The 15,114-nt window shown below is 62.8% G+C and carries 13 protein-coding genes; 7 read left to right on the plus strand and 6 right to left on the minus strand.

Translation table 11 applies throughout. The features are described from left to right. Positions 1-20 precede the first annotated feature (20 nt). Positions 21-1,100: a tRNA epoxyqueuosine(34) reductase QueG gene (gene queG, locus BT179_RS17220; RefSeq protein WP_072432313.1), complete on the plus strand. Its 1,080-nt coding sequence runs from the start codon at positions 21-23 to the stop codon at positions 1,098-1,100. Here the strand turns inward: queG and BT179_RS17225 are convergent. Together BT179_RS17225 and orn are read right to left on the minus strand one after the other, a co-directional pair. Continuing rightward, entirely contained in the window at positions 1,082-1,693 is a 612-nt protein-coding gene (locus BT179_RS17225) for a trimeric intracellular cation channel family protein (RefSeq protein ID WP_072398509.1), read from the minus strand. The genes queG and BT179_RS17225 overlap by 19 nt on opposite strands. Before the next feature lie 136 nt (positions 1,694-1,829). Beyond that, a complete protein-coding gene (orn, locus tag BT179_RS17230; RefSeq protein ID WP_072398510.1) occupies positions 1,830-2,372 on the minus strand; it encodes an oligoribonuclease in 543 nt (180 codons plus the stop codon). A 108-nt stretch (positions 2,373-2,480) separates the two neighbouring features. On the opposite strand from orn, the gene rsgA reads away from it, so the two are divergent. Continuing rightward, positions 2,481-3,512 carry a small ribosomal subunit biogenesis GTPase RsgA gene (gene rsgA, locus BT179_RS17235; RefSeq protein WP_072398511.1) on the plus strand — a complete coding sequence of 344 codons (1,032 nt, stop codon included), beginning with the start codon at positions 2,481-2,483 and terminating at the stop codon, positions 3,510-3,512. A 170-nt stretch (positions 3,513-3,682) separates the two neighbouring features. Here rsgA and motB read toward each other — a convergent pair whose 3' ends face one another. Together motB and motA are read right to left on the minus strand one after the other, a co-directional pair. Next, complete coding sequence (gene motB, locus BT179_RS17240; RefSeq protein WP_072398512.1) at positions 3,683-4,723, minus strand: flagellar motor protein MotB; 1,041 nt, start codon at positions 4,721-4,723, stop codon at positions 3,683-3,685. 164 nt (positions 4,724-4,887) lie between these two features. After that, positions 4,888-5,739 (minus strand): flagellar motor stator protein MotA, encoded by an 852-nt coding sequence (gene motA, locus BT179_RS17245; protein WP_072398513.1) that lies wholly within the window; start codon positions 5,737-5,739, stop codon positions 4,888-4,890. A gap of 154 nt (positions 5,740-5,893) precedes the next feature. Here motA and BT179_RS17250 point away from each other — a divergent pair, with 154 nt between their 5' ends. The 4 genes from BT179_RS17250 (at position 5,894) to BT179_RS17265 (ending at position 11,065) form a co-directional block, all read left to right on the plus strand. Continuing rightward, positions 5,894-7,432, plus strand: a complete 1,539-nt coding sequence (locus BT179_RS17250) for an HDOD domain-containing protein (RefSeq protein WP_072432312.1) — start codon at positions 5,894-5,896, stop codon at positions 7,430-7,432. Between the two features lie 42 nt (positions 7,433-7,474). After that, complete coding sequence (locus tag BT179_RS17255; protein ID WP_072398515.1) at positions 7,475-8,290, plus strand: rhodanese-like domain-containing protein; 816 nt, start codon at positions 7,475-7,477, stop codon at positions 8,288-8,290. A gap of 21 nt (positions 8,291-8,311) precedes the next feature. Beyond that, positions 8,312-9,172, plus strand: coding sequence for an archaetidylserine decarboxylase (gene asd / locus BT179_RS17260; RefSeq protein ID WP_072398516.1), 861 nt, complete (start codon positions 8,312-8,314; stop codon positions 9,170-9,172). Between the two features lie 132 nt (positions 9,173-9,304). Further along, the gene (locus BT179_RS17265; protein ID WP_072432311.1) at positions 9,305-11,065 is read left to right on the plus strand and encodes a molecular chaperone; all 1,761 of its coding nucleotides are present in this window, start codon (positions 9,305-9,307) and stop codon (positions 11,063-11,065) included. Between the two features lie 84 nt (positions 11,066-11,149). Here the strand turns inward: BT179_RS17265 and serB are convergent, their stop codons facing one another. Further along, entirely contained in the window at positions 11,150-12,364 is a 1,215-nt protein-coding gene (gene serB / locus BT179_RS17270; RefSeq protein ID WP_072398518.1) for a phosphoserine phosphatase SerB, read from the minus strand. 133 nt (positions 12,365-12,497) lie between these two features. Between serB and BT179_RS17275 the strand changes: the two genes are divergently transcribed. After that, positions 12,498-14,012 (plus strand): AhpA/YtjB family protein, encoded by a 1,515-nt coding sequence (locus tag BT179_RS17275; protein ID WP_072398519.1) that lies wholly within the window; start codon positions 12,498-12,500, stop codon positions 14,010-14,012. Positions 14,013-14,261: 249 nt separating this feature from the next. On the opposite strand, the gene BT179_RS17280 is transcribed toward BT179_RS17275, so the two are convergent. Beyond that, a complete protein-coding gene (locus tag BT179_RS17280) occupies positions 14,262-14,972 on the minus strand; it encodes a PqiC family protein (protein ID WP_072398520.1) in 711 nt (236 codons plus the stop codon). Between the last annotated feature and the right edge of the window lie 142 nt (positions 14,973-15,114).

Here is a 15,114-nt window from a genome sequence, read left to right on the forward strand (position 1 = left end):
GCTCCGGTTTCTCTTGCCACATGCCTGTCATTCCAACCGACCTCCCCGCCCTCGCCCAATCCATCAAGGACTGGGGCCGCGAGCTGGGCTTCCAGCAAGTCGGCATCAGCGGCCTGGACCTCGCCGAACATGAGCAGCATTTGCAACGCTGGCTCGACGCCGGCTACCACGGCGAAATGGACTATATGGGCGCCCATGGCAGCAAACGTTCCCACCCCGAGGAGCTGGTGCCGGGAACATTGCGCGTGGTGTCCCTGCGCATGGATTACCTGCCGGGCGACACCGAGATGGCCCACAGGCTCGCCCAACCGGAAAAAGCCTACGTCTCGCGTTATGCGTTGGGCCGCGATTACCACAAATTGATCCGTAAACGCGTGCAACAATTAGCCGAAAAAATCCAGGCGGTCATCGGCCCCTTCGGTTATCGCGCTTTTGTCGACAGCGCCCCGGTACTGGAAAAAGCCATTGCCGAACAGGCCGGGCTCGGCTGGATCGGCAAGAACACCCTGGTACTGAACCGCAAGGCCGGCAGTTATTTCTTCCTGAGCGAGCTGTTTGTCGACCTGCCGCTGCCCGTGGACCCGCCCCACGCCACGGAGCACTGCGGCAAATGCACGGCCTGCCTGGATATCTGTCCTACGAAGGCATTCGCAGGGCCCTACCTGCTGGACGCCCGCCGTTGCATTTCCTACCTCACCATCGAACTGAAGAACGCCATCCCCGAAGAACTGCGTCCCTTGATCGGCAATCGAGTGTTCGGCTGCGACGATTGCCAGATCGTCTGCCCATGGAACCGCTTCGCCCGGCCCACCGGGGAAAGCGATTTCAAACCCAGGCATAACCTGGACAACGCCGGCCTGGCCGAATTGTTCCTGTGGGACGAGGACACCTTCCTCAGGAGCACCGAAGGCTCGCCACTGCGCCGAGCCGGCTACGAACGCTGGCTGCGCAACCTGGCGGTGGGCCTTGGCAATGCCCCTTCGACCATTCCCGTACTGCAGGCCTTGCACGCGCGACGCGACTATCCGTCGGAACTGGTGCGCGAGCATGTGAAATGGGCGCTGCGCCAGCACGCCGAGCGTCAAACCTCGTCGTTATAGACGAACTTGGGCATTTCCCAGTGAAAGCGGATCGCCAGGAGGCGTAGCAGGAAACCACCGAACAACGTGATGAGGATTGCCTGTTCGCTTGGCAGCTGCAGATAGACACAGAGCAGATAACACCACGCCGCGGCAAACGACACGCTGGCATAGAGCTCACGGCGGAAGATCAGGGGAATATCGTTGCAGAATATATCCCGCAGGATGCCGCCGAACACCCCGGTGATCACGCCACTGACCGACGCCACCAGCATGCCATGGCCCATCTCAAGGGCGGTCATGCAACCGATCAGGGTAAACGCCACCAGGCCCACGGCGTCGAGTACCAGGAACATCGAACGCAGGTGACGCATCCAGCGCGCCAGGAACACCGTCAGCATCGCCGCCGCAGTGGTCAGCACCAGGTATTCCGGATGCTTGACCCAGGTGAGGGGATAATGACCGAGCAGCACATCGCGCACCGAGCCGCCCCCCAGCGCGGTGACACAGGCGATCAGCACCACGCCGAACCAGTCCATGCCACGCCGTCCGGCGGACAAGGCGCCGGTCATCGCTTCGGCGGTGATGGCGATCAGATAAAGCATCAGCAACATGTTGGCGGTCCTTGCGGGAAGGCGCGCAGTCTAGCCATTTCAGGCAAGCACCAAAAGAGGGCGGTTGCGCATGTCCAGCGCAGAACCCGTGGCGAGGGGATTTATCCCCTCGTCACAAGAGCGCCGCGCGCTTCAATCAGAACTTGATGAAATGCTTGCGGTAGTGCTGCAGCTCGGCGATGGATTCGCGGATATCGTCCAGCGCCAGGTGGCTGCCGCCCTTCTGGAAGCTGTCGCGAACCTGCGGCGCCCAGCGGGCGGCCAGTTCCTTGAGGGTGGAGACATCCAGGTTGCGGTAATGGAAATAGCTTTCCAGGGATTTCATGTGGGTATAGAGAAAGCGTCGATCCTGGCAAATGCTGTTGCCGCAGATGGGCGACTTGCCCCGGGGCACCCATTGCTCCAGGAAGGCGATGGTCTGGGCTTCGGCCTCGGCCATGCTGATCTTGCTGTCGCGTACCCGTTGAGTCAGGCCCGAGCCACCATGCTGGCGAGTGTTCCACTCGTCCATGCCGGCGAGGACTTCATCGCTGTGGTGGATCGCGATCACCGGGCCTTCGGCCAGGGTGTTGAGGTCACTGTCGGTGACAATGGTGGCCATTTCGATAATGACGTCGGTGTCGGGGTTCAGACCGGTCATTTCCAGGTCGATCCAGATCAGGTTCTGCGGATTTTGCATGGGGGGGGCTCCTCGGCGTAGCTGCGCAGTTTAGCCTAGGCCGGCTCCTGGGCGTGCTAAACTCGCCGCCGTTTTATCTAATCGCTGCATTCTTCATACGGAACACCCATGGCCAAACGCCAACTCAATCGCCGCCAGAACTGGCGTATCGAAAAGATCCAGGGCGAGCGCGCCGCCCGCGCCGCCAAACGCGAATCCAGTGCGGTGCAAGCCCTGGAGGGTGGTGACCTGGGTCCCGAACAGACCGGCCTGGTGATCGCCCACTTCGGCGTGCAGGTCGAGGTCGAAGCCTGTGAAGGCGAGCTGGCTGGCCAGGTCTTCCGCTGCCATCTGCGGGCCAACCTGCCGGCGCTGGTCACTGGCGACCGAGTGGTGTGGCGCGCCGGCAACCAGGGTATCGGCGTGATTGTCGCGCAATTGCCACGTCACACCGAGCTGTGCCGTCCGGACAGCCGGGGCCAGCTCAAGCCGGTGGCGGCGAACGTCGACATGATCGTCATTGTGTTCGCCCCGCTGCCAGAACCTCACGCCAACCTCATCGACCGTTACCTGGTCGCGGCCGAACATGCGGGTATCCGCCCGCTGTTGCTGCTCAACAAATTCGACCTGATCGACGAGCATAACGCCCCGGCGCTGAACGCCTTGCTGTCGGTCTATCGGCAATTGGGTTATCCGGTACTGGAAGTCTCCGCCCATCACGGCAACGGCATGGAGCAATTGCAACAGCAACTGGACGGGCGCATCAGCGTGTTCGTCGGACAGTCGGGTGTCGGCAAGTCGTCATTGGTCAACAGCCTGCTTCCGGAGGTCGACACCCGTGTCGGGCCTTTGTCCGAGCTGTCCGGCCAGGGCACCCACACCACCACCACCGCCCGGCTGTTCCATTTCCCTGGCGGCGGTGAGCTGATCGACTCCCCGGGCATTCGCGAGTTCGGCCTGGGTCATGTCAGCCGGGCCGATGTGGAAGCCGGGTTCATCGAGTTCAACGACCTGATCGGCACGTGCCGCTTCCGCGACTGCAAGCATGACCGCGAACCCGGTTGCGCCCTGCTCAAGGCACTGGAAGAAGGCCGTGTGCACCAGCAACGGATGAACAGCTACCGCTCGATCATCGCCAGCCTGCCGGAAAACAGCTACTGACTCGAAAGGAAGGGAAGCCGCACGCAGTTGTGGCGAGGGGTTTGATCCACGCCGGGGCACGAAACGCCCCCTCCCCTTCGTACTTTTGGATAAAAGCCAGGTACAGGGGCGGCTGCGCAGCCCGGCGGGGATAAATCCCCTCGCCACGGGTCCATCGACAAATCTTCAGGTCACTGCCCAGGCGTTTCGGCAGGCTTGGGCGCGACCTCGTCGAACAGGTTCAAGCGCTCGCGCAACTCATGGGCGGGCACCGGCTGCTGATCCGGTGGCAAGGCATTCGGGTCAGCCGCGGCGCCCGACGGCGTCGCCGGTGTCTCTGCGGGCGTGCCCTGATCCTGAGCTGGATCTGGCGCAGGGTCATCGGTCTGCGAACCCTCGATGGCTTTCTGCGCCTTCTTGGTCAACACGACGATGTCGATGCGTCGGTTGACCGGGTTGAACGGGTCCTTGCGGTCGAACAGCGCCGACGAGGCGTAACCGACCACCCGCGCCACCTGCTCGTCCGGGTAGCTGCCGGCCACCAGGGCACGCCGTGCCGCGTTGGCGCGGTTGGCGGAGAGCTCCCAGTTACCGAAGTCACCCTTGCCGATGTAGGGCTTGGCATCGGTATGACCGCTGATGCTGATCTTGTTCGGCACCGCCTTGATGGTGTCGGCCATGGCCAGCAGGATGTCTTCGAAATAGGGCTTGAGCCGCGCGCTGCCGGAGTCGAACATCGGCCGGTTCTCGGCATCCATGATCTGGATGCGCAAGCCGTTCGGGGTGATTTCGAACAGGATCTGGTCCTTGAACTTCTGCAGCTCCGGGTTCTCTTCGACCTTGTTCTGCAATTCCTGCAGGAGCAACTCCAGGCGTTCGCGCTCGACCTGCTCGGCCATGCCTTCGGCCTCATTGGCATCGACCGTTGCCTTGTCGGGCTGAGGCTGGGATTTGACCTCGGGGTTGAGGGTATTTTCCGGCGCAAGGACCGGAGAACCGCCCAGGTCGATGATGTAGGGCGTGCCGCTTTCGGAAAAACCGACCGGATCCTTGAAGTAACCGGCGATGGCGATCTTCTGCTCCGGGGTCGCGGTGGACAGCAGCCACAACACCAGGAAGAACGCCATCATCGCCGTCGCGAAGTCGGCAAAGGCGATTTTCCAAGCACCGCCATGGTGCCCGCCGGCAATGCGCTTGACGCGCTTTACGATAATCGGCTGATTATTTTCCATGACCTAAGTGCTCTGCTTCACAAATACTGTTCCGTTCTGACGGTGCCTGTTGCTGCCATACTGCGTTGCCGCTCCTCGCCATAGCGGGCTATGACTCGTCGCGGCGCCTTGTCTGGCAGCAACAGTCACTGGCCAAAAAAGGAACGTATTTGCAAAGCAAAGCACTAGCGACCGCGAACCGCTTGTTCCAGCTCGGCGAAGCTTGGACGGTGCGCCGGGTAGAGAACCTTGCGACCGAACTCGACCGCCAGCGATGGCGGCATACCCGAGGCCGAGGCCACCAGGGACGCCTTGATGGCTTCGTAGACGTTGAGCTCTTCCTTGGCATCATGGGCCAGGGAATGGGCCAGCGGGCCGAAGAAACCGTACGCGGCCAAAATACCGAAGAAGGTACCCACCAGGGCCGCACCCACGTGCAGGCCGATGGACTTCTGGTCGCCATCGCCCAGGGAAGCCATGGTCACCACGATACCCAACACCGCGGCGACGATACCGAAGCCGGGCATACCGTCGGCGATACCGTTGACGGCGTGGGACGGGTGCTCCAGGTCTTCCTTGAGGCTGTACAGTTCCATGTCGAACAAGCCTTCCAGCTCATGGGGAGCCATGTTGCCGGACGACATGATGCGCAGGTAGTCACAGATGAACGCCGTCATCCGGGCGTCCTTGAGCACGGCGGGATACTTGGCGAAGATCGGGCTGGCGGCGGCGTCTTCGATGTCGCCTTCGATCGCCATCATGCCTTCACGCCGGCTCTTGTTGAGGATCTCGTAGATCAGCCCCAGCACTTCCAGGTAGAACGTGTGGCTGAAGCGCGAACCGAACATGCTCAGGGATTTCTTGAGCACGTGCATGGTCATGTAGCCAGGGTTGGCCTGCAGGAAAGCGCCAAGGGCCGCACCACCGATGATCAGCACCTCGAAGGGCTGGACCAGGGCGGCGATCTTGCCATGGGAGAGCACGTATCCGCCGAGCACGCTCGCGAACACGACTATGATGCCGATAATTTTAGCCATAGATAGAAAGTACTTATTTAAGTCGGGTTCAAGGTCATATTCGGAAGCTGGAAAATCTCTTCTTCTCCTTATCGGCAAAACTGCGCCAGACTATAGCCAGTTCTGGCGAAAAGCCAATTTGCCACGTTGCAGCATGCGATGATCACCCCCAGCCATGGCTAACGAAACGAAGGTTCCAACTCCACGACCGACCACCCTCGAAGGCTGGGTAAAGCTGCTCGAGGGCGTCCATCTGCCGGTGCCGCAGGCCAGTCACGACCTGGTCTGCAAGGCCATCGCCGACAGCAATCGCTCGTTGCGCGATATCGCCGAGCTGATGCAGGACAGCCCCGCCCTGGCCCTGAGCGTCATCCGGGAAGCCAATCATCACACCCGGGGCAACCTCGCCGAGCCCGCGGAAAATCTCGAAGTGGCCATCAACCGTCTCGGCCTCAAGCGCACCGAGGAACTGCTGGCACGCCTGCCCTCGCTGCCGGAGCAACAGATACCCGTTGCCCTGCGCCAGCTGCAATTGATCAGCCAGCATGCCACGCAACAGGCCAATGGTTTTTTCGCCAGCCGCCTGGCGCGGCTGTGGCAGGACATTCACTGGGGCAGCCTGCTGTTTCTCTCGCCGCTCTGGCCCATGGCGCTGACGCATCCGCGCCTGCTGGGGGAATGGGAGCTGCGGGTCCTCCATCAAGGCCAGCAGGCCAGCAAGGTGGAGCACGAATTGTTCGGCGTCGGCCTGCTGAGCATCTGCCTGGCCCTGGTGGAGACCTGGCGCCTGCCGGTCTGGGTGGCGCAGGGTTACCGACTGTTGCTCAATGAACGTCGCGAACTGGCGAAAGTCCTGCGCATCGCCCGAGACAGCGAACATCCGCTGCGCCAACAGAACCGCCTGGACGATGACCCGACCCTGCGGCGCTGGCTGAACCAACCGGCCAACACCGTGCTGCTGGCCAACGGCCTGGCGGTTTCAGCGCACCATGCCTGGGACGCTCCCCACAGCGCACGCTGGCAGTACCTCACGAGCCTGTACCTGCAGATGCCCGTGGAAGAGATCCAGCAGCAACTTCACCAACAAGCCGCCAACAGCGCTCGCCAGAACAGCATGCCGGACCTCTGGCACCCGGCCGTGGCCCTGGTCTGGCCCCCGGGCAGTCGCCGCATCCCCTCCGGGCGAGCATCCGCAACGCCACCCAGCACCATCGACCTGACCCAGTGGCGCAAGCAGTGCGCCGCCTTGCTGGTGGAGCCAAGCCCCTTCAGCAACGCCATGCACCTGACCACCGCCGCCCGGGACGCCCTGGCGGCGTGCGGCATGCGCCGGGTGATGATCCTGATGGCCGACCGCAGCCAGGCCAACGTGCGCGTGCACCAGACCGCCGGCCTGCCCAGCGAGGCGGCGGCCATGAGCTTCCCGATCAACCAGAGCAAGGTCTTGCAACGGTTGCTGGCACAACAGGCCCAGGTTCGCCTGAACCCCGACAACAACGCTCAGTTTTCGGCACTGCTGCCGCCGGTCCTGCGCAGCCTGTTCAAGGGCGAGCACCTGCTGCTGCGTTCACTGACCTGCAATGGCAAGGTGATCATGCTGGTGGTCGTGGACCAGGGCGGAGGCCCGTTCTCGGACGTGACGGTCCAGGCTTTCGGCAAGACCGCGCAATGTATCGAGCGAGCCCTGCACACCTTTACCAACCGCGGCCGTTGAACTTGATACAATCCTTTCCCTTTGCGCCCCTGGAGACCTCACATGCCTGACTTCTCTGGCTTGCCGCTGGTGATCGAGCCAAGCGACCTGCTTGCGCGCCTCGACGCACGCGAACTGATTCTGGTGGACCTGACCAGCGCCGCCCGCTACAGCACCGGGCACGTTCCCGGCGCGCGCTTCGTCGACCCCAAGCGTACGCAACTGGGCCAGCCGCCAGCGCCAGGCCTGTTGCCGGCCAAGGCTGACCTCGAGGCATTGTTCGGCGAGCTCGGGCACAACCCGGACGCGGTCTACGTGGTCTACGACGACGAAGGCGGCGGCTGGGCCGGGCGCTTCATCTGGTTGCTGGATGTGATCGGCCACCCGAACTACCACTACCTCGACGGCGGCCTGCTGTCATGGCTGGACGAAGGCCTGCCCGTGTCCACCGAAGTACCGCCCAGCGCCGGTGGCCCGGTGCCGCTGACGCTGCGCGACGAGCCCACCGCCACTCGCGAATACCTGCAAAGCCGCCTCGGTGCCGCCGACCTGGCGATCTGGGACGCGCGCGGCCCGCTGGAATACTCCGGGGAAAAAGTCGTTGCAGCCAGGGGCGGACACATCCCCGGCGCGGTCAATTTCGAATGGACCGCCGGCATGGACCCAGCCCGCAACCTGCGTATCCGCCGGGACATGCCGCAGATTCTCGAACAGCTGGGCATCACCCCCGACAAAGAAATCATCACCCACTGCCAGACTCACCACCGCTCCGGCTTCACCTACCTGGTGGCCAAGGCGCTCGGTTACCCACGGGTCAAAGGCTATGCCGGTTCCTGGGGCGAATGGGGCAACCACCCCGATACCCCTATCGAGCTTTGAAGGTTCCAAAAAGGACAGTTAATGAAAAACCGCTTGTTCATCCTCACCCAGTACCTGTTGCCCCACCACCTGCTGTCACGGCTGGCCGGCTGCATTGCCGAATGCCGCGTACGCTGGTTCAAGAATGCATTCACCGCGTGGTTCGCCAAGCGCTACCAGGTGGACATGTCCCAGGCCCTGGTGGAAGACCTGACCGCCTATGAGCACTTCAACGCCTTCTTCACCCGCGCCTTGAAGGAAGGCGCGCGCCCACTGGACGAAACCCCAGGCGCGATCCTCAGCCCCGCCGACGGCGCCGTCAGCCAGCTCGGCCCGATCGAGCACGGCCGGGTGTTCCAGGCCAAGGGCCACAGTTTCAGTGTGCTGGAACTGCTTGGCGGCGACTCGGCCAACGCAGCGCCGTTCATGGGCGGCGATTTCGCCACCATCTACCTGTCGCCCAAGGATTACCACCGCGTGCATATGCCGCTGGCCGGTACGCTGCGGGAGATGGTCTACATTCCGGGACGGATCTTCTCGGTCAACCAGACCACCGCCGAAAACGTTCCCGAGCTGTTCGCCCGCAACGAACGCGTGGCGTGCATCTTCGACACCGAACGCGGCCCCATGGCCGTGGTACTGGTGGGCGCGATGATCGTGGCGTCCATCGAAACCGTCTGGGCCGGGCTGGTCACGCCACCCAAGCGCGAGCTCAAGACCTTCCGCTACGACGAAGCCGCCCGTGCGCCGATCCATCTGGAAAAAGGTGCCGAACTGGGCCGCTTCAAGCTGGGTTCCACCGCCATCGTACTGTTCGGCCCGGGCCAGGTGAAGTGGGCCGAGGAGCTGGTGGCCGGCTCGCCGGTACGGATGGGCCAGGGGCTGGCCTTGCCGAGGACCTGAACCATCGGTCGCCCCGTGGGAGCCGATACACTCGCTCCCACGGGCGACCTGGAATTCGATCGGAACTTCTTTCGACCACAGCTGCTATTGTTGGAGACATCCTTTTCGTTTTCAGCCGGAGTCGTCCACGGCATGAATGAGACCAGCCCTCTCCAGTTACTGCGCGTCTCGACCCCGACGCAGCCACGCCTGTCGTTCTGCGATGCCACGCCACGCGACCTCAAGCGCTGGATCGCCAACCTGCCCAAGGCCAACATCGGCGAAACCGCTCGACTGCTGTACCAGGCCATCGGCGAACTCAACCTGCTGCTCACCACCAGCGACAATCGCCTGCAGCTGCTCGAATTGCTGCGGCCCGAGGTGTACTACGTCTGCAAGCATCTGGAGCGGCATTTCCTGCACCAGGCCATTGTGCTGGACGACCGCTCACGCAAGATCGTCAACCTGTGCCAGGCCCTGCAAAGCCAGCTGGCGATGGGCTACAAACAGATCGTGGCGCGCATTTCACCGAAATTCACCAAGGACCGCGCCCGCCTGCTGAGCACCGCGCTGCAACGGGCGATGCATGCCCTCGACGGCCCGCTGATGCGCGCCACCGAGCTGTACAGCCCAGTGCCTGAAGGGTTATGGCTCGATTTGCACCAGCTGTACCGCATCGCCTGCCAGCATCGGTTGCAACATCAGAGCATCAATGACGAGCTGGCCAGCCAGGTCCAGCAACTGAGTCCGGAGCAAAGCTATGTGGTCGCCCTGCTGCTGGGCGCCTCGCGCAGCAACCAGCTGCGCCAGGGCCAGATAGCCCGGCTGGCCGAAGCGCTGGAAATCTGGAGCCAATGGATCAAGCTGGACCCGGCCACTTCCGCCACGAGCCTGTTCGCCGTCGCCCCGGGCCTGGATGTGGGGCCGCGCTATCGCTCCAAGTTCAGAGCCGAGCAACAGCCCAGCCTGCTGGGTTTCGATCCTCAGCCGCTGGTGCGCGCCATCGCCGTGCATCTGCAGCAGCCGACCGACCACACCCTGCCGGTGCCCGGTGGCATGAGCACCGACACCCTGCAGCACCTGCAGGCGGCCTGGGGCGAGGCCGTCGAACGCAGCTTCCAGCGCACCGAGGGCAACGGCACGCTGACCTTGTGCGTGGGCATGAGCGCGCTGCATTACTACCTTGGCGGCAAACGCTCCTTCAGCGAAATCCTGAAGACGCCGAATGCCCGCAAGGCGCGCTTCGAAGTTTCACAGAGCAAGCCCCACGACACCTGGAACCAGGCCTTCGACGCAGCGCCCACTGGCGACAGTGACCTGCTGCCCTACGAGGAAATCGAATATCCGGCCAACCCGACCGACGATGAAGGCAGCGGATCGGACCACCAGCAGCATTTTCCAACCTACGACCTGCCGATCATCAATCACAGCCCTGGCGGTTATTGCCTGGGCTGGCCTAAGGAAGTACCGGAACAACTCCAGGCCGGGGAAGTGGTCGGCATCCGCGACGCCACCGATCAGGTCTGGAGCATTGCCGTGGTGCGCTGGATTCGCCAGGTGCGCAACGGCGCCATGCAAATGGGCATCGAACTGGTCGCCCCTTATGCCCAGCCTTGCGGCCTGCAACTGGTGCGTGAACAGGACCAGCAAGGTCACTACCTGCGTGGCCTGCTACTGCCGGAGATCAGCGCCATCGACTTGCCGCCCACCATGATCGCCCCGCGCCTGCCCTTCCAGGAAGGCCAGCGCGTATTGATCAACACCAACGGTCAGGAACGCCGTGCCGGCCTGGACCGTCGGGTCACCAGCACCCACAGTTTCAATCAGTTCGCCTATCACCAGGAGGACGCAGGCCCCACCGAGAAGGGCGACGCCCCCGAAGCAGACTTCGATTCATTGTGGAAGTCGCTTTGAACAGCCCACACACAACCCTTTGTGGCAAGGGAATCTATCCCCTCGCCACAGGTGAACGCTTCCAAAGAATGCACCAGGCTCGAATCAGAGCTGCCCGTCGCGATCCCTGAAGCCCAGCAGGTACAAGACGCCGTCCAGCCCCAGGGTCGAGATCGCCTGCCTGGCCGACTGCTTGACCAACGGCTTGGCCCGGAACGCCACGCCCAACCCGGCGATGGCCAGCATCGGCAGGTCGTTGGCGCCGTCGCCCACGGCGATGGTCTGCTCCAGGCGCAGGCCTTCCTTCTCAGCCAGCTCACGCAGCAGGTCGGCCTTGCGCTGGGCGTCGACGATCGGCTCGACGGCCACCCCGGTCACCTTGCCGTCCACCACGGCCAGTTCGTTGGCAAACACATAGTCGATGCCGAGCTTGGCCTGCAACTGCCTGGCGAAGTAGGTAAAGCCGCCAGACAGGATCGCAGTCTTGTAGCCCAGGCGCTTGAGTTCGGCGAACAGGGTCTCAGCGCCCTCGGTCAGGCGCAGGGAAGCGCCTATGGAATCCAGTACGCTGACATCCAGGCCTTGCAGGAGCGCCAGGCGTTCCTTGAAGCTGGCGCGAAAATCCAGTTCACCGGCCATGGCCCGCTCGGTGATGGCCGATACCTTGTCGCCCACGCCAGCGGCTTTGGCCAGTTCGTCGATGACTTCGGCTTCGATCAGCGTCGAATCCATGTCGAACACGGCCAGGCGCCGGTTACGACGGAACAGCGAGTCCTCCTGGAACGCGATGTCGACGTTCAGCTCCTGGGCCACGCTGAGGAACTCGGCGCGCAGTGCCTGGGGATCGGCCGGTTCGCCCCGTACGGAAAACTCGATGCACCCCTTGCCCTTGTCGGCCGGGGTATCGAGCGGCATGCGCCCGGACAGCCGGTCGATATGGTCGATATTCAACCCGTATTTTGCGGTAATCGAGCTGACGCGCTGCAATTGCTCGGCGGTGACCTTGCGGGTCAGCAGGGTAACGATGTGACGCTTCTTGCCCTGGCCTGCCACCCAATGCTGGTAATCGGCTTCCGATACCGGCGTGAAACGTACCTGCTGGTCAAGTTCATAGGCGGTGAAGAGGATATCCTTGAGTACCGACTTGCCTTGTTCGCTATCCGGGATTTCAACCAGGATGCCAAAGGACAGCGTGTCGTGAATCACCGCCTGACCGATGTCGAGAATGTTCACACCACCCTGGGCCAGGACGCCGGTAATGGCCGCAGTCAGACCCGGACGGTCGCTGCCAGTGATGTTTATCAGGACGATTTCGCGCAAGGCGCACCCCCGCAGGTGGAAAAAAACCGCATTCTACCCACTTTCGGTGACCATCGGGCACCGCCAGTGCTTTGCCGGTCATGGGGCTGTCGCTATACTGCGCGTCAATTTCACGGACAAAGAGCCGAGCTCAGTGAACCGGCCCACGCCAGTCAAAACCGACAATTTCTTTCTGCTGATCTTCCGTGCACTGCGCCATCGTCGCGTGCCGATTGCATTGCGCATTGCCAGCCATAACGTGATCCTGGTCGCCCTGGCGCTGGTCATCTATGCCTGTGTGATGGGCTTGCAGTTCAAGCAGGCGATGCACGAACAGGCCGACGCCCTGGGCGAGAGCCTGACCACCCAGACCGCCACGTCCGCCACCGAGCTGCTGGTGTCCAACGACATCCTCAGCCTCAATGTGCTGCTCAACAACCTGACCAAGAACAAGCTGGTGGCCCACGCCGCCATCTACAGCGTGGACAACCGCATCCTCGCCGAGGCCGGACAGCGGCCCAAGCCTGGCCTGCTGGGCGAATCCGGGGGCATGTACCAGAGCAAGATCACCTTCCAGGACGTGACCGCCGGGCAACTGCGCATCAGCCTGGACATGGACCAGTTCCAGCAGCCGATGACCATCAGCCTGCAAAGCATGGGTATCCTGAGCGCGATATTGCTGGCCCTGGCCTTGGCCTTGAGCCTGCGCCTGGGGCGGCACCTCTCCACGCCGCTGCTGCAATTGCGCGTCTGGTTGCGGGATATCGACGAACATACCCCGGCCATCCAGCGCCAGGACGAGATCGGCGACCTGGCCCGGCAGCTGCACGCCAGCTTCGCGCCGGAGCCTGAACCTGAGCCAGAACCCGAGGAAATCGACTACGCGGATGATGATGCCGAGCCCGGTTTCGAAGTCCGCAACCTGCGTGATCCCGGTTTCGACGAAACCCCGCCCATGCCTGCCGCCCGGCCCGCGCCCCGTCACGTAGTGCGCACGGTTGAAGACGACGAGGACGACGATGCCTTCGCCGACCTGCGGGACGAAACGGTGACCGGGCAAACGCAGCCGGTCGCCAGGGCTGCCGTCTCGAACCAGCCGCAGCACAGTGCCGTGCTTGCCGTGCAGCTCGGCGCCCAGGATCAATTGCGACGCCTGCCCCAGGCCCGCCTGAAGGAACTGCTGGAACGCTATCGCGATTGCCTCGACCAGGCCGCCTCGCTGTACCAGGGTGAATTGCATACCCTGAACGATGGCAGCACGCTGATGCTGTTCCACACCGAAGACAGCGGTGACGATTACCTGACCAATGCCATCTGCTGCGGCGAACTGCTGCGGGCCCTGGGCCATCAGTTGCAGATCGAAGTGGCCGACAGCGGCATTACCCTGCAATTGCAACTGGGCCTGACCCTGGGCAACGGACTGTTCGGCCTGAGTCAGATTGACCTGCTGCTGACCGAAACTGCCCAGGACGCCCTGGCCTTGTCCCAACACAGCCGCAACCTGTTGCTGGTGGAGCGCAAGATCAACGACGACGCCCTGATTCGCCAGCGGGCCCGCATCCGCCCTATCGCCAGCCCTGAAGGCGCCTGCTGCGTGGAGCGACTGATGGAGCCCTATCCGTCCTTGCTGGAGCGGCAACTGGCGCGAATGCACGAGCGCCAGGCCTGATATCCAGTCGTTGAAGCGAACGCAAGCCTGCAGATGAGTGATTATCTGCAGGCTTTTTTGTTGCCATCGCCGATCGGTTGCGAGCAGGCTCGCTCCCCCACAAGATCTTCGTAGGCGGCAGAATCCGTGTTTACTCAAGGTTGAATGTGGCTTGTTCGCGAAGGAGCCAGGACAGGCGCCGACAATCCAATCGACAGAAACGACAAAGCCCGCATCAGTGCGGGCTTTGTCTTGTTTGCAGTCCAGCTATCAGAACCGGAAAACTTCCATATCCGTCCGAATCGGCAAGGCCATCGGGATCTTTGGCGACTTCTCCGGTTCAGCAGGCTTGGCCTGGGCCGGAGCGGACTTGCGCACCGGCGCTTCGACGATGGGAGGTTGGTTGGCCAACGGCTTGAGCGCCGTCGATAGCTGCTCGGCCAGGCGCTGCACCAGGATACCTTGGGCCTGGACCTGGGCCGCAGTGCTGCCCGCATGTTGCTCCTGCAGATGAACGATACGGTTTTCGCGGACCTTGCCGCGACGGTCGATCAACCGCCATTGGGCGTCGAGCACCGCCGGCTGCGATTCGCCAGAGTCCAGGCGGGTAATGGAAAGCAGCACCTGGACATCGGGGGTGAAACCCTGGGTCGCTGGCGCAAGGACCACGCGCTGGCTGTCCAGGTGACCGGCCACCTGGCGCAGCAGCAACTGATCGATGTCCGAAGAAAGGCTACCGGCCCAACGACCGTCGGTGGCGGCCTGCAAGCTACCGTCGGGTTGGCGTTGCAGCAGGGTTTCGCGTTGCAGGTAGTCAGCGATCAATACAGGGCCGAGCAACACAGCCATGCCCGTGCTTTGTGCAGGCTGGGCCGGGTTTCCACTGTCGAGTTGATACAGCGACACCGGCTGGTGAATGCTGCAGCCCGCCAGGCCAAGCAGGCCGGCGAGCCACAGAATAGGAAGGCGCAGAGCAGTCATCGTTCCGTCCAGGTGGCGGCCACAAGGCTTACCACAGTGAAAAAATACTCGGTCATTATGAAGAACGCTCGGCCACGCCGGCGCTTGAAAGGGCCTATCATCCGTGAATATCCGTTCCGACTCCAGCGCGAAAGCATCGATC

It is taken from the genome of Pseudomonas sp. NFACC43, assembly GCF_900119645.1.
GTDB lineage: Bacteria > Pseudomonadota > Gammaproteobacteria > Pseudomonadales > Pseudomonadaceae > Aquipseudomonas.

Coding starts and splice junctions, on each gene's coding strand:
- motB (WP_072398512.1), bottom strand. CDS start 4,723: ATGGAAAATAATCAGCCGATTATCGTAAAGCGCGTCAAGCGCATTGCC.
- BT179_RS17225 (WP_072398509.1), bottom strand. CDS start 1,693: ATGTTGCTGATGCTTTATCTGATCGCCATCACCGCCGAAGCGATGACC.
- BT179_RS17265 (WP_072432311.1), top strand. CDS start 9,305: ATGAATGAGACCAGCCCTCTCCAGTTACTGCGCGTCTCGACCCCGACG.
- queG (WP_072432313.1), top strand. CDS start 21: ATGCCTGTCATTCCAACCGACCTCCCCGCCCTCGCCCAATCCATCAAG.
- BT179_RS17255 (WP_072398515.1), top strand. CDS start 7,475: ATGCCTGACTTCTCTGGCTTGCCGCTGGTGATCGAGCCAAGCGACCTG.
- BT179_RS17250 (WP_072432312.1), top strand. CDS start 5,894: ATGGCTAACGAAACGAAGGTTCCAACTCCACGACCGACCACCCTCGAA.
- orn (WP_072398510.1), bottom strand. CDS start 2,372: ATGCAAAATCCGCAGAACCTGATCTGGATCGACCTGGAAATGACCGGT.
- BT179_RS17280 (WP_072398520.1), bottom strand. CDS start 14,972: ATGACTGCTCTGCGCCTTCCTATTCTGTGGCTCGCCGGCCTGCTTGGC.
- motA (WP_072398513.1), bottom strand. CDS start 5,739: ATGGCTAAAATTATCGGCATCATAGTCGTGTTCGCGAGCGTGCTCGGC.
- rsgA (WP_072398511.1), top strand. CDS start 2,481: ATGGCCAAACGCCAACTCAATCGCCGCCAGAACTGGCGTATCGAAAAG.
- asd (WP_072398516.1), top strand. CDS start 8,312: ATGAAAAACCGCTTGTTCATCCTCACCCAGTACCTGTTGCCCCACCAC.